Origin of the sequence: Neorhodopirellula pilleata (genome assembly GCF_007859915.1) — a bacterium.
Lineage (GTDB): Bacteria > Planctomycetota > Planctomycetia > Pirellulales > Pirellulaceae > Rhodopirellula > Rhodopirellula pilleata.
Genome location: NZ_SJPM01000001.1, coordinates 1,233,043 through 1,246,626, shown reverse-complemented (window position 1 = coordinate 1,246,626; position 13,584 = coordinate 1,233,043). Strand labels below are relative to the sequence as shown.

Genomic DNA, 13,584 nt, shown 5'->3' with positions numbered 1-13,584 from the left:
TTTTTCGATAGAAACCGCCGAAGTCTATTCGTCGCCGATCATCCGAGCCGGGTTGGCCCGCATCCAGTGTTGTAACTCCTGCTGTTCGACGCCGAGCCGGTCGTGCAGCGTGGCATACATCGACGGCATCGTGGCGGCCGAACCGGCGAAATGAGTGCGGTCGGCGGACCATGCCGCGCCGTCTTGATCCACCTCGACCGTCTGATCGCCGAGCGGATAACGGCCCGGTCCCAAGCCGGCCGCCGAGATTGCATCGGTGACGATGATCACGTTACGCGACGGGACGCACCGCAGGTAATTAGCCAGGGACATACAGGGAATGTGATGGCCGTCGGCAATGAATGAGATCGCGAGTTGATCGGATAGATGCAGCACTCGCTGAATAATGTTGTCGTGGCGCGGGAGTTGAGCCGGGCAGCCGTTGCCCAAATGGGTATACATCCGAAGGCCGGAATCGATCGAGGCTTTCAGTTGATCCAACGACGCGTCGCTGTGCCCCGCCGCGACCGTGATGCCTTGATCGGTTAACCAGCGAGTGACCACGCCGCCGGTGTCTTGCTCAGGGGCGAGCGTGAGCAAACGAATCCTGCCGCAAGCCGCGTCGACCAAACGACCGGCAGCGTCCAGACCGGCCGGTCGGACAGCCTCCCTCGGATGCGCGCCGACGTACCCATCGACCGGACTGATGAAGGGCCCCTCGATGTGAAACCCGGCAAAAACATGGAACCGGCTCAGCGACGCGTCACCATCGAGTTGATCCAAAATCTCGCACCAACGCGAGATCCGCCGAATCATCGTCTCCAACGGCGCGGTGATGAGGGTCACCAACACCTTCTCCACCGCGTCGTCGGCAAGGCGTTGTCCGACTCGCACGACTTCGTCCAGTGTGATCTCATCGGCGTTGAAGTCCAATCCCGCATAACCGTTGACCTGCAGGTCGATAAAAGGGCCCGGCGGATTCATCCTTGTTTCATCTCCGACCGTGTTTCCGGCGACAGTCGCTCCCCGGCGGCTTGGTCAATGATCAACGTGGTATCAGCGTGTCGGCGCAGAACGCTGGCGGGAATCATCGGGGAGATCTCGTCTTCCAAGGTCGATCGGACGGCTTCGGCTTTGCGTCGGTCTGGCACGCTGCAGAGGATCTTTTTGCTTTTCAGAATTTGCCGGATCGACATGCTCATCGCGTGCGTGGGCACTTCGTCCAGGCTGGCGAACCAGCCTTCGCCGACCTGTTGTTGACGACAAGGCTGATCCAGTTCGACGATCAAGTAAGCAGAATCGGTTTCGAAGTCGGCCGGCGGATCGTTGAAGGCCAAATGGCCGTTCTCGCCGATCCCGCATAGTGTCAGATCGATTTCAACACGACGTAAAATCTCGGCGGTCTGTGCAATCGTTTGCTCGGCGTCGGCATCACCTCGCAAGTAATGAAAATCAGCTAGCGGAACTTGGCTGACGAAGCGTTCGCGAAGGTACCGACAAAACGACGCCGGATGTTGATCGGACAATCCGACGTATTCATCCAGATGAAACCCGGTGACGCGTGCCCAGTCGATGTCGGGCATGGTTACCAAGTGCGATAGGACTTCGAATTGCGATGCACCGGTGGCGACGACGATGTAAGCATGATCTTGATTCTGCAGCAGGGTTCGCAAATGATCGGCGGCCAAGTTTGCGGTCACACGGCCCATGCCGACCGGATCGTTCGTCATGATGGTGAACATGTTAGACTCTCAAAATAAACGTTTGAAAAAATACGTGAGCGAGAAAAGAGAATGAGTTTAACGTCGAAACCGGAGCGAACCTGGTGGTCCCGTTTAGGACGTTTGGGTCCGACGATCATCGTGGCCGCCGTTGTATTGGGGCCGGGAAGCATCGTCAACGCTAGCCGGGTCGGATGCGAGTTCGGATACGCGTTGCTGTGGGTCGTTCCGTTGGCTGGTTTATTGATGATGGGGATGACCGTCGCGGCAATGACGATCGGCGTTTTGGACCGACAAACGCCGTGTCAAAAGATCGCGGTTCATTTCGGGCGTCCGGCGGCTTGGTTGGTGGGTTTGTCGTTGCTCGTCGCGATCACTTTATTTCAAGCGTCCAATAATAACGCCATGTTAATGGCTTGGGACGGTTTGATGCCCGAGTCCAACGTTTCAGTCGTGTCGCCTTGGAAAGCGGTATTGGGTCTATTGCTCTTCAACGTCCTTGTCATCGGAATTCTATTGGCGGGCAAGACGGGATTGTACCGCCGTTTGGAGACGGGGATGACCTTGTTGGTCGGCGTTATGCTGGTGGCGTTCGGGGCAAGCATGTGGGCGGCATCCCCGTCGTTGTCGGGAATCGCTGGCGGGCTCGTTCCTCAATTGCCCGAGGTGAGCGGACCGACAAGCAATGCGACGATATCATGGTTGGGCATTGCGGCTTTGTTCGCGACGACGTTCTCGGTCGCCGGTGCGTTCTTTCAAACGTACCAGGTTCGCGAGAAAGGATGGGACGCGTCCGAATTGCGAACCGGTGTGCTCGATGCGGTCGTGGGGATCGGTGCGTTGGCCGCCATGACAATGATTCTTTTCATTACCTCGGCGGCGGCCTTGCACGGGAGGGTCGACGTCAGCGAATTGACCAGTGCCACGGCGGTGGCGTCGCAGATGGAACCGTTGTTCGGCAAATGGGCTAGCATTATTTTCTCCGTCGGCGTATTCGCCGGCGCGGTCAGTTCGTTCGTGGTCAATGCGTTGATCGGTGGGGTCGTCTTCGTTGACGCGATCGGCAAACCCAGTGAATTTGATTCGGCGGCGGTTCGTCGAGCCACCGTCGCGGTACTGTTGGTCGGATTTGCGATCGCGGCACTCGCCTCGTTGTCGGGGATGAATCTTGTTAAGTTCATCGTCGTGGCTCAGTCACTGACCGTGCTCGCGTTTCCGATTCTTGCGATCGTTTTGTTATGGCACTTGTGGTCGTTGCGAAGTCATCGCATTTCCAAGACGCTTTACGTCAGCGTGGTTGCCGGTACCGCGGTGGTGTTCGTGCTTTCATTTCGAACGCTGTGGTCGTTGCTTCATTAAACATCAGGACTTTCATGACCCTTTCCAACGAACCGACTCGGCCTCACGATCAACTCCGTGAGGTGCAGATCCAGTGCGGTTATCTTGAATCGAATCCCGCCAGCGTGCTGTATCGCAGCGGCAAAACGATCGTGCTTTGCACTGCGTCGATCGAGCGTGGCGTCCCGCCGTGGATGGAAGGCAAAGGGAAGGGCTGGGTGACGGCGGAGTACAACATGCTGCCCGGCAGCACGAGTCCTCGAAAACGCCGTGATCGTGATGGCAAAGTCGACGGGCGGACCACAGAGATTCAACGCTTGATCGGTCGCAGCCTACGGGCGATCATCGATCTCAACGCTTTGGGCGAGCGAATGATCACGGTGGATTGCGACGTATTGCAGGCCGACGGGGGCACACGAACGGCTTCGATTACGGGTGGGTTCATTGCCTTGTCACTGGCAGTGAAACAATTAGCTGCAATGCCCGTTATCGGTGCATTACCACCGGTCGACCCGCAAGCGGTTTTGCCAAAAAGTGTTGCCGCGATTAGCGTGGGTGTGATCGGCGACGACGTGGTCCTGGACTTGGACTACCTACTCGATTCAGCCGCCGATGTGGACATGAACATCGTCATGACCGGCGACGGACGATTCATCGAAATTCAAGGAACCGGCGAAGAGGCAACATTCGGCGACGAGCAACTCGTCCGGATGTTGGCACTGGGTAAGAAAGGAATCGCCGAATTGACCGCGAAGCAGTTCGCCGCGTTGGAGAAATAAAAAGTCAGGACGTCGACGTTAACCGAAACCGATATCTTTCTTAGTTGATCGAGCTATCGCTCGGCCACCAAAGCGTCGACGGTGCCGGTACTATCGGCGAAACGCTCCAACGGCAGTCCCATCAGTCTGGCCTGCGTTAACCACAGGTTTGCCAGCGGGGTTCCTTCGGGAAGATTGATGTGTTGTCCGGACTGAACGCGATGTGATCCTCCGGCGACAATGATCGGTAGATCATTGTACTGGTGCGTTGAACCGTCACCGAGTCCGCTGCCATAGGTCATCAATGTGTTGTCCAAAAGCGATGATCCGTCGGCTTGTTGGATACCATCCATTCGTCGAATCAAGTAAACGAATTGCTCCATGTGAAAGCGATCCACTTTTAACAAGTCGTCGATCATTTTGGTTTGGTTGTGCGACATCTGGTGATGACTCCGAGGCTTGTCGAACAAACCCTCGAACATGTACGGGGTGTCCCAACGTTCGGGGCCGACCATGAAGGTTGCCACATTGGTCAATCCGGTCTGCAGTGCCACGACCATCAAATCACCCATCAATCGGATGTACTCACCCCGAGGAAGATAGGCATCGGCCGGCTCATCAAAGTCCACTTTCGCTAACTCCGATTTCATTTCGGCAAGCCGGTCCATTTGCTTTTCGATCGTCCGAACGGAGTCGAAGTACTCTTGAAACTTCTGCCGGTCGCCGTAACTAAGGTCTTGTTGCAACTGCCGTGCGTCCGACAACACCAGATCGGTCACGTCGCGAAAACGTTCATTTTGTGACGTTGAGAACAGACGCCGATACATTTTTTGTGGATCACGAATTGAAGGCGCGAGATGACCGCTGCCGTACCACGAGATATTGTCGAAGTAAATGGATTCTTTGTTGTCGTGGTGGCTGTTGCAACTGAATTCGAGCGTTGCGAACGGAGTGTTTTGCCCGATGTGATCGGCGACGATGTGATCGAGCGTTCGATCAAGCGGCCATGCGGTCCCTTGGATCGTGTACGGCACGGCGCTGCTGAGATAGCACGACGCGCACTGGGCGTGGACGTCGGTTCCTTGCTGGAACGTACGGTCCATACCGGTAATCAAATTGATTTTGTCACGGACCGGTTCCAACGGCTGCATCGTCGGCGTGAGTTCCTCGAGCGGCTTGACGCTGTAGAACGGATCTTGTTTTCCCAAGGAAGTCATCACGTTTCCCAAATTGCCTTTGGGGATCACATCATTCGCTTCGCCTGGAAAGAAGCCCCTCCGGACCACGCCGATCGGGACGTAGTAATGAACCATCCGCAACGGGATCGCTTGGTTGTCGGTCGCACCACGAGCCAGACTTTCCATCCACGGCAACGCCAACACGCTGCCGCCTAGACCTCGGAGAAACGTTCTTCGATGCCATGAATTCATGTTGATGTCCCGGAAGAATAGGTTGCGGTTTGGAACGGTTCGCTGTGAATGATGTGCTTGATCAAGTCTTGAATCCGATAGTCATCTTGTTCGGCATCCCGGACAATCTTCTCGATCGCAATCTGATCGGCGGGCCCCAGGGACCGGGCCAATGCGAACGATAGCAGGTGTTCGGTGAACGCTCGAGCGAAACGGCGTTGTTCGGCCACGATCGCATCCTTGAACTGAATCACGTCGACGAAGTCGTGCTTGCGAAACAATTGGCCGCTGACGTCGATTTCGCGATCATTGTCATAGAGATCGCGCCAGCGTCCGACCGGATCGAAGTTCTCCAACGCGAATCCGAGCGGATCGATCTGTTCGTGACAACCGCGGCAATCCGCACGCTGACGATGAATCGCCAATCGCTCACGCAGCGTCATGTCGGCTTCGTCGGCGGCTGGCTTTTCGGCCAGCGGTGGTACATCGGCCGGCGGCGGATCAGGCGGGTCGTTGAAAATGGCCGTCGCGATCCAAGCACCTCGGGTGATCGGTTGCGTCCGATGAGGCCCTGATGTCATCGTCATCACCGCTGCGTTGGTAATCACGCCGCCGGTACGTCGATCGGTAATCGGCCGGCGAGTGAAAGTGGCTATCCCGACCTCGCCGCTCGGCTTGGTTCGGTCGCTCTCGCTGACGGTTGCCAAGTCACCGTAAAAAGATTCGAGCAAACCACTGCGATAAGTGAACGAGGGATCTATCAATTCGATAATCGGGCGATTCTCGATCAAGATGGTCTCGAAAAGCAGCAGCGGTTCCATCATCATGTGCATGCTTTTGCGGTACTTGGCGAAATAGAAATCATCAAACTTTTCGCGGTCGGGAACCGATGAAATGATGCGTTCCAACTGCAGCCACTGAGACGGAAAGCTATCACAGAATCGTTTGAGATTGTTGTCTCGAAACATTCGATCGACCTGTTCGTCGACAACGTCCGGCTGGCTCAGTCGCCCCGCGTCGGCCAAGTCCAACAACGCAATATCTGGCGAGCTGCCCCATAAGAAAAAAGAAAGTCGCGACGCGAATTCATGATCGTCGATCCGATACGTCCGGCCATCTTGATTGTTGAGTTCGTTTGCTCCGTGATTGGTATCGTAGAGATACAAGAATCGAGGTGACGCGAGCGCGGCGGCGGCTACCCGTTTCATTGCCTCGGTGAAATCAGCACCCTGATCCATTTGCGACAATGCAAAGCCGACGTAGCGATCACTCGTTGGGGTGTCCACGCGGCCACGAAACGCGCGGCGAAGAAACGGATTGACGCGAGCCTGGATCTCGGCCCGCAATGGTTCACGCTCCAGACGCACCTTGGGCGATCGGAAGAAGGAATTCCAAATACCGACGTTGATCGAATTAAAATCACGACTATCGGTGATCGAATCTCCGAGGTTCAAAAACGACTGCATCAATAGCGGCGAAAGCGAAAGGTGGTCACCTCGATTGTCGAACCCATGTTCGGCTCGCAAGTCTTGAGGAAAGGCGGCGACACCCTCAAGGCGCGGTTCGATCATTTGTGACTTTCCCAACGGTCGGCTACCGACGTAGACGACGTCGGGCATCTTTCCCGTTGACGGATCGAAGTATCCTCGGTGGGCTCGCATCATGCGTTCGGGAAGCGTGAAGACAATGCACCGAAGTTCAAACAGATCTTGCACTGCGTTGTTGTACTGAAAACGATTCATTCTTCGAATCGGAGTCTTGACGTAACTTCGCGGCGCTGCCGACTGGTCGCGAATTGTCTTCAGCCCTTCGACCAGAGATCGTCGCACATCAGAATTCAGATCCGGTTCATCTGCGGGCGGCATCTCGTGTTGATCCAATACATCGATCAACTGTTGAACCAACTCGACTTGGGTTGAAAGCGTCTCGGCATCCATCGAAACCAAGTTCACGTCGCTTTCGGCGTGGCCGTCTTGTCCGTGACAATGGACACAGTGGTGTTCCAACGCCGACGCCAAAGTGCGTTGCCATGCATCATCTGCGCAGCTAAGGGTGGTGGTGAAGAACATCCCCAAAACTGCTGACAACAACAGCGTGAAATCAGACAGGGCTTCGTCACCGGACGAGCACCAACGGGCACGGCGGCAAGGTTTCGGTTTTCTCATGAGGCGGCGGGTTGGATGGGCGGGAGCGAGGCGGGACGTTCCATTGTAACCCATCTCCACTCGCCAAGCATTCATTCAGAGCGAGTTGCTTGCCAACCGCCCGTCAGACCCGCTATTTGGAGTCTTGAAGAGAAACCGCGTCGTCACTAACCGAAATTGTATTCGCAGCGTCTTTGTGATAGACCGCACAACCTCTCCATTGCCCAACAAAAGTGAACTCGCGATCGATAATGCGTTTGATTGGCGGTGTTTGTCGATGCGAATGAGACTCTGCTGGCAAGAAATCACAGTCAAAACTGCCGGTGGTGTCTACGAAAATAACCTTGTCATGGCTCATCAGGGAATCAGCATAACGTCCGACGAAATAGGCTTGATTCGGACCGGGTGTTGAAACGTTGAAAGTATGGGCGACTTTGGTTGCCATCGGTAATCCTGTTTCAACATAGATCCTGGGCATCCAACCCCATACAGCCAACTTAGTCCCTTTGTCCGCAATACGATTGATTTCACGAGAGACTTCCGAAAGGTTCGATTGTTGCGACTGAATGAAAGAAAAATCTTTTAAAAACAGATTTCCTCGATAGATTGGCAGTAGCGAACTTGCATAGCACATCAAAACGTAAAAGACGGCTAAGATCGCGCCCCTGCGGTCGGCGAGAGAATTCAAAATGAAAGTATGAACTGCCGCGGAAGCGATCGCTAGCGGATGAAGTAAGAAAAGATAATAGTGTTTATAGAAAGATCCCGTTTGAATCACGCAGTAACACGCGACGAGCACGTAGGACATCGCCCATAATGCGATTTTAAAGTCACTCACGAACACGAAATCTCGGAAGTTTTGAATTCGATATAGAATCCCGAAGGATATCGAACCAAGACTTGCAACAACAAACCAGCGGCCATCTAACAAGCCGAGCCAAGCCCTCGGAAAATAGATGACTCTCTCTAGCATCGAAAGCGAAGAGCGACTCGTTGCGTGGCTGAAGTTCTCAAGAACATATGAGGTCGAAAAATCTTTCACTTGATCGGTTGCGAGTAAATAAGCGAACCACAGCAGTGTAGGTGAGGCGGCTGCCAAAAGCAGGGTTTTCCATCCGCTGTTCGAACGGAGAAGGAAGAGCCCGCTTACCCCAAGGAATACCCCCATCGGGACAGCTTGTAGTTTTGTCAATGGAAGCAAGCCAAGTGCTGCGCCTAATGCAATCAGCGCCCCTGGATGAACCCTTCCATGCTCTCGAAGTCGATCATGAATGCTGGCCATGATCCAAGTCGAAACGGAAAGAACCAATATGGGTAGGTGTTCCCCGTTGTATCCCACAAAATCAGTTGATTGTAGCGCAGCGATGCACCACACAAGCGGAGTTGTAGAGACCCTCGCGATTCGGCTTCCGCTCATTCGAGATATTGTCAGGTATGTGAAACCACAAGTTGCCGTCCAAATCAGGCAAGTCAATAGCTTGGCTGTTCCATAATTCAAGTTTCCGAAAACCAAGTCCCAGAAATAAAGAGTCTGAGCAATGAGCGGACCGCTGGTATGAGCATCATGATTTCCCCATAATGCATATCCGTCTTTGAGCTTGATCGCACCCGCCATCCACTCTGACTCGTCAACATTGCTTTCGCCGAAAGTCCAAGAGGCGCTTCGAACGATCAGAATCGTGGCAATCATTGCAAGCCAGTAGTGCCAGTCCGAGGAGAGCCAACGAGAGTGTCTCTTCGGCGCGTATTTCTCGAGGGAAAGAAACGCCATCCAACCGAACAGTATCACGGAGGCAACTTGCCAGATCGTGTTCCGACCAGACCCTAACGCATCAAAAAGCGGCACAAGAATGGAGTGGTGATAGGATGTTACCAGATCCATGAGCAAAATCCGATCATCAATAATCTCGGTGTTTTAGTTGTTGTCGGCCTACGAGCCTCTTTGTTTTGTCGACCGCAATTTTGGGTAGGCTCTTATTATCGCGCCGTAGGCGATTTTCTATAAGCATCGACGAGCACTTGTTCGTACGCGTCGACCATGGTATCCCACGAGTAGCGATCGCTGATCCGCGATGCGTTGGATGCCAATCGAGAACGCAACGTTGGATTCCGCACCAAATGCGCAATGCCCGCAGCGAGTGCGGCCTCGTTGTTCTCGACCAACCATCCGTTGTCGTTGTGTTCGATCGCCGCGCGGACGCCGCCACCGGCGTCGACGGCGACGACCGCGACGCCGCACGCCATCGCTTCAAGCATCGCCGACGGAAAACCTTCGTAACGACTTGGCAGGACAAACAAATCCGACGACAGGAGACTGGGTTGGATCGGCCGAACCCATCCGCGAAACGTCACGTGGTCGGCGACCCCCTGACTCGCCGCCAAGTCGACTAAGCGGTCTCGCTGACTGCCTTCGCCTAAGATCTCCAAGTGCCAGTCAGCGATCCCATCGGTTCGATTCAAATGCCCCAATGCGTTGAGTAAACGATCGAAGCCTTTCTCGTGTTCGAGTCGGCCCGCCGCGATGATCGTCAATCGCTCGCCGTCGTGTTGACTCGCACGAGATTGAAGATCGCGAGATTCGCTGACGGGGTCAACGGCCGAGGGAATCACGATCGGATTGACGCCGGTTCGATGATGTAATGTCGTCGCGACTTCGTCGCTCAAGCATACGACGCGCGAAGCGCGGCCATAGAGCCGGTTACGTAAGAACTCTTTCAACCTTCCGAGAGATTGAAAGGCGGGGTCACTTCGTTCACTGACAACGATCGGGGGTGCCGACCGATCCCCGCGTGTCGCCAAAAGCACTAACACGTTTGTCGCGTCGCAAAATGACAAGACGACGTCAAACGCGTTGCTACCTACCGCACGACGTAAACGAGCAAGCCGTTGGAATGTGGGGACCCAACGGTCCACCGTCGACATGACATCAAGTGGTCGACGTGCGACGGTTTCGGAGACGGTGTGCCGATCGCTCTGGCCATCATCGAGCGAGATCAACGTAACGGCGTGCCCGCGGTCGGCCAATCGGGAAACCAGTCCGGCCATCACCCGTTCGGCGCCTCCGCCGTTGAGCGAATGGATGACACAGCCGATGCGAAGAGCACGTGCCGGTGGTGTCGATATCGGTTCGGGCGACGAGGACGAAATGGCAAGAGTCAAGTTGGCGGAGGAAAAAGACGGCAAAGAAGTGCGAAAACGGCCAATAGTTTTATTTGCGAGGATTGTAGGTCGTGACTAACGTGGAGTCGGCATGGGGATGCCCGCACCTAGTCTATCAACAAAAGCAGTCTCACCATGAAATGCGCATCGGCTTCTCTTTTCCAAAACTCTCGCTCGATTTCGAACCGTTGGGTGACGCTCGCTCTGTTCGCCTTGGCGAGTCTGGCGTTTGGAAGTGCTTCCTACGCTCAAGGGCCCGGATTGTATGGTTTTCAGCCGTTCGGTTTCTATCAACCTTACGGGATTCAGTATCGGTCCAGCGTCGCGACTCCGCCGTATTTTTCCGTCAATCCGCCGGTCTACTACGGCACCCGCCATTACCGTCCCTACGGAATCAGCCCGTTCGCGGCCCCGCCCCAAGTGACGGCCCCGGCAGGTTACCACGGTCAACCGGGGGCTTCGGGCGTGCGGTCACGCCATTACTCCGGCCCGGTCGGCAACCCCTTTATCTGCCGATCCGATTCGGTGCCCTCGGCATCCACGTCGAGTGATGAGACGGTTTCGAACGCCTCCAACGGTGGGCAAACGCAGCAGGTCGCCAATGCCTTCACGCCCGGCAAGGTCCAAACCAATCCCTTCGTCGCCACCGAAGTCCAACTCGCTCAGGCCAATTTGATCGGATCCCAAAAGTAAGCTGGGTCGCAGCCGCTTCGGCGGAGACCCGGCAGGGTGGTGGCGATTAGCGATTAGCAATTAGCGATTAGCAATTAGCAATTAGCAATTAGCAATTAGCAATTAGGTTTTGGCCAACCGCCAACCGCCAACCGCCAACAGCCAACAGCCAACAGCCAACAGCCAACAGCCACCGTGCCCGATGCCGGGTGTTCGTCGTCAAAGCCCTCCTTCACCCAGCCTACGCGACCCTGGCTACGAGAGCGTCGCTGAATTGGCTAGCATGTTGGGGAAGTTAACCTTCCCGTTTCTCCATGCAAATCGATAGCCAGCGATGACCCCGACCCGAACTGAACGTGACTCGATGGGCGAAGTTCACGTTCCCGCCGATGCCTATTACGGTGCCCAAACCCAACGCGCGATCGAAAATTTTCCGGTCAGCGGTTGGCGTCTTCCTCCATCGATGATTTCGGCGATGGGCCGGGTCAAATTGGCCTGCGGCATCGCGAATCGTGATTTGGGAAAACTGACCGGTTCGGGCAAAAATCCGCTCAGCGACGAGCAGGTCCAAGCCATGTTGACAGCATGCCAAGAAGTCGCCGACGGTCAAATGAGCGATCAGTTTCCCGTCGATGTGTTTCAAACCGGCAGCGGGACGAGCAGCAACATGAACGTCAACGAGGTGCTGAGCAATCGCGCCATCGAGATCGTCGGCGGGGACCGTCTGGCGGAGGCCAAGCCGATCCACCCCAACGATCACGTCAACATGGGGCAGAGCACCAACGACACGTTTCCCACCGCGATTCATGTCGCCACTGCGGTTGAGATCGAGCATCGCTTGATCCCCACGCTTCGGCGGATGCACGCGTCGCTCGTCGAAAAGGCCGCCGCGTGGGACAAAATCATCAAGATCGGTCGCACGCACTTAATGGACGCGACGCCTCTGCGTCTGGGCCAGGAGTTCGGCGGGTTTGCTCGCCAGTTGGAGATGTCGATCGTTCGAGCCGAACGAGCCCGTGACGCCGTTCTCGAGTTGCCCGTTGGTGGCACGGCGGTCGGTTCGGGTATCAACACGCATCCTGAATTTGGCGGACGTGTCGCGGCCCATTTAGCCGAACAGACGGGGATCGCGTTCGTCGAAGCCGCCAATCATTTCGAAGGCAACGCCAATCGCGATGGACTGGTCGAGGCTCACGGTCAACTCAAATGCATCGCGCAGACGCTCTTGGGATTGGCCAACAACATTCGGTGGTTGGGCAGCGGTCCCCGTTGCGGCTACTACGAAATCAAGTTGCCGACGCGGCAACCGGGCAGTTCGATTATGCCGGGAAAGGTCAACCCGGTGATGTGCGAATCGCTGATGCAGATCGCCGCTCGTGTGATCGGCAACGACGGTTGCATGACGATCAGCGGCGGGTGCGGTGGAAATTTCCAATTGAACATCATGATGCCCGTGATGGCGCACACGATCTTGGAATCGATCGCATTGCTCGACGGCGGCTGTGGGGCGTTTGTTGAGTTCTGTCTGGACGGAATGGAACCGAACGAAGAAGCCTGCAATGCGGCCGTCGAAAAGAGCTTGTCGATGTGTACGAGTTTGAACCCGTTGATCGGATACGAACAAGCCGCGGCGCTGGCCAAAGAAGCCTTCAAGACGGGGCAAACGATCCGCGAGTTGTGCGAGCAGAAAGGCATCCTTCCTGCTGATCAACTTGCCGAAGCGCTCGACCCGTGGAAGATGACCGAACCGCAAGCGTAGTGTACTGCGCTAGCCAGCATTAGGTTCATGGCGTTTGACAACACGAGGAGTCTTTTTCAAAACATCTGCGTGGGCACGAAAAAACCTCGAGTGACTTTCACTCGAGGTTTTCTGGGTCAGCCCGGAGCCTTGGGAGGGTGGTTCGGCGCTCGGGCTAATTCATGACAATGGCCCATGGGGCCTACTCGCGCGGGCGGATCGCACCGGTCAAACCGCTGTAGTCGATTCGGTCGGTGGTATGCCACAACGGCTGTCCCAACTCAACACGGCGACGCAGCACTTCGATTTTCTCGGGGCTGCCCGCTGGCGCGTCGGTGGCGACGAAATGTTCGTCTTCCTGGGGGGTGAAGTCTTCGTCATGGCCGTAGCGAAGGATGGCCTCGAAAACGTTCTTGCAGTGACTCATACGCTCTTTAAATTTCCAATCTCGATCGTGTTCCATCCTGGTGCATCACGATCAACCAAGTTATTGAGATGGCCCGGCGTCAAACTCATTTCGACCTTGGGCATCACACACGCAACGATTATTCGCTCAATTCCGCCCCAGTCAAGAAAATTCTAAGGGGGGTGGTCGCACAAAAGGGTGCGAACGTGTGCCTGCGTTCGCTTGGGCGAGCCCTTCCGATCGCGTTGTTTTTTCCGAAA

At 55.6% G+C, this 13,584-nt stretch carries 11 protein-coding genes; 4 read left to right on the top strand and 7 right to left on the bottom strand.

What is annotated here, in order from left to right; translation table 11 throughout:
• Positions 1–24: 24 nt before the first annotated feature.
• Both Pla100_RS04000 and Pla100_RS03995 read right to left on the bottom strand, forming a co-directional pair.
• Positions 25–963: an N-acetylglucosamine-6-phosphate deacetylase gene (locus tag Pla100_RS04000; RefSeq protein WP_146576308.1), complete on the bottom strand. Its 939-nt coding sequence runs from the start codon at positions 961–963 to the stop codon at positions 25–27.
• Positions 960–1,721 carry a glucosamine-6-phosphate deaminase gene (locus tag Pla100_RS03995; RefSeq protein ID WP_146576307.1) on the bottom strand — a complete coding sequence of 254 codons (762 nt, stop codon included), beginning with the start codon at positions 1,719–1,721 and terminating at the stop codon, positions 960–962. The genes Pla100_RS04000 and Pla100_RS03995 overlap by 4 nt, the downstream gene beginning before the upstream one ends.
• Before the next feature lie 51 nt (positions 1,722–1,772).
• Between Pla100_RS03995 and Pla100_RS03990 the strand changes: the two genes are divergently transcribed.
• Together Pla100_RS03990 and rph are read left to right on the top strand one after the other, a co-directional pair.
• Entirely contained in the window at positions 1,773–3,059 is a 1,287-nt protein-coding gene (locus Pla100_RS03990; protein WP_146576306.1) for an NRAMP family divalent metal transporter, read from the top strand.
• A 14-nt stretch (positions 3,060–3,073) separates the two neighbouring features.
• Complete coding sequence (gene rph / locus Pla100_RS03985; RefSeq protein ID WP_146576305.1) at positions 3,074–3,817, top strand: ribonuclease PH; 744 nt, start codon at positions 3,074–3,076, stop codon at positions 3,815–3,817.
• 53 nt (positions 3,818–3,870) lie between these two features.
• Here rph and Pla100_RS03980 read toward each other — a convergent pair whose 3' ends face one another.
• The 4 genes from Pla100_RS03980 to Pla100_RS03965 form a co-directional block, all read right to left on the bottom strand.
• Entirely contained in the window at positions 3,871–5,226 is a 1,356-nt protein-coding gene (locus tag Pla100_RS03980; protein WP_146576304.1) for a DUF1552 domain-containing protein, read from the bottom strand.
• A complete protein-coding gene (locus Pla100_RS03975; RefSeq protein WP_231602668.1) occupies positions 5,223–7,370 on the bottom strand; it encodes a DUF1592 domain-containing protein in 2,148 nt (715 codons plus the stop codon). Before Pla100_RS03975 ends, Pla100_RS03980 begins: the two co-directional genes overlap by 4 nt.
• Before the next feature lie 112 nt (positions 7,371–7,482).
• Entirely contained in the window at positions 7,483–9,231 is a 1,749-nt protein-coding gene (locus Pla100_RS03970; protein ID WP_146576303.1) for a hypothetical protein, read from the bottom strand.
• Positions 9,232–9,326: 95 nt separating this feature from the next.
• On the bottom strand, positions 9,327–10,532 hold the full coding sequence (locus Pla100_RS03965) for a glycosyltransferase (protein ID WP_231602666.1): 1,206 nt from the start codon (positions 10,530–10,532) through the stop codon (positions 9,327–9,329).
• Positions 10,533–10,700: 168 nt separating this feature from the next.
• Here Pla100_RS03965 and Pla100_RS03960 point away from each other — a divergent pair, with 168 nt between their 5' ends.
• Both Pla100_RS03960 and Pla100_RS03955 read left to right on the top strand, forming a co-directional pair.
• Positions 10,701–11,201: a hypothetical protein gene (locus tag Pla100_RS03960; RefSeq protein ID WP_231602664.1), complete on the top strand. Its 501-nt coding sequence runs from the start codon at positions 10,701–10,703 to the stop codon at positions 11,199–11,201.
• Between the two features lie 313 nt (positions 11,202–11,514).
• A complete protein-coding gene (locus Pla100_RS03955; protein WP_146576301.1) occupies positions 11,515–12,939 on the top strand; it encodes a class II fumarate hydratase in 1,425 nt (474 codons plus the stop codon).
• A gap of 181 nt (positions 12,940–13,120) precedes the next feature.
• On the opposite strand, the gene Pla100_RS03950 is transcribed toward Pla100_RS03955, so the two are convergent.
• Positions 13,121–13,345: a hypothetical protein gene (locus Pla100_RS03950; RefSeq protein ID WP_146576300.1), complete on the bottom strand. Its 225-nt coding sequence runs from the start codon at positions 13,343–13,345 to the stop codon at positions 13,121–13,123.
• Positions 13,346–13,584 lie beyond the last annotated feature (239 nt).

Excerpts from the sequence above, each read along its gene's own strand:
- Pla100_RS03950 (WP_146576300.1), bottom strand. The coding sequence starts at position 13,345 with ATGAGTCACTGCAAGAACGTTTTCGAGGCCATCCTTCGCTACGGCCAT.
- Pla100_RS03955 (WP_146576301.1), top strand. The coding sequence starts at position 11,515 with ATGACCCCGACCCGAACTGAACGTGACTCGATGGGCGAAGTTCACGTT.
- Pla100_RS03995 (WP_146576307.1), bottom strand. The coding sequence starts at position 1,721 with ATGTTCACCATCATGACGAACGATCCGGTCGGCATGGGCCGTGTGACC.
- Pla100_RS03990 (WP_146576306.1), top strand. The coding sequence starts at position 1,773 with ATGAGTTTAACGTCGAAACCGGAGCGAACCTGGTGGTCCCGTTTAGGA.
- Pla100_RS03980 (WP_146576304.1), bottom strand. The coding sequence starts at position 5,226 with ATGAATTCATGGCATCGAAGAACGTTTCTCCGAGGTCTAGGCGGCAGC.
- Pla100_RS04000 (WP_146576308.1), bottom strand. The coding sequence starts at position 963 with ATGAATCCGCCGGGCCCTTTTATCGACCTGCAGGTCAACGGTTATGCG.
- Pla100_RS03975 (WP_231602668.1), bottom strand. The coding sequence starts at position 7,370 with ATGAGAAAACCGAAACCTTGCCGCCGTGCCCGTTGGTGCTCGTCCGGT.
- rph (WP_146576305.1), top strand. The coding sequence starts at position 3,074 with ATGACCCTTTCCAACGAACCGACTCGGCCTCACGATCAACTCCGTGAG.
- Pla100_RS03970 (WP_146576303.1), bottom strand. The coding sequence starts at position 9,231 with ATGGATCTGGTAACATCCTATCACCACTCCATTCTTGTGCCGCTTTTT.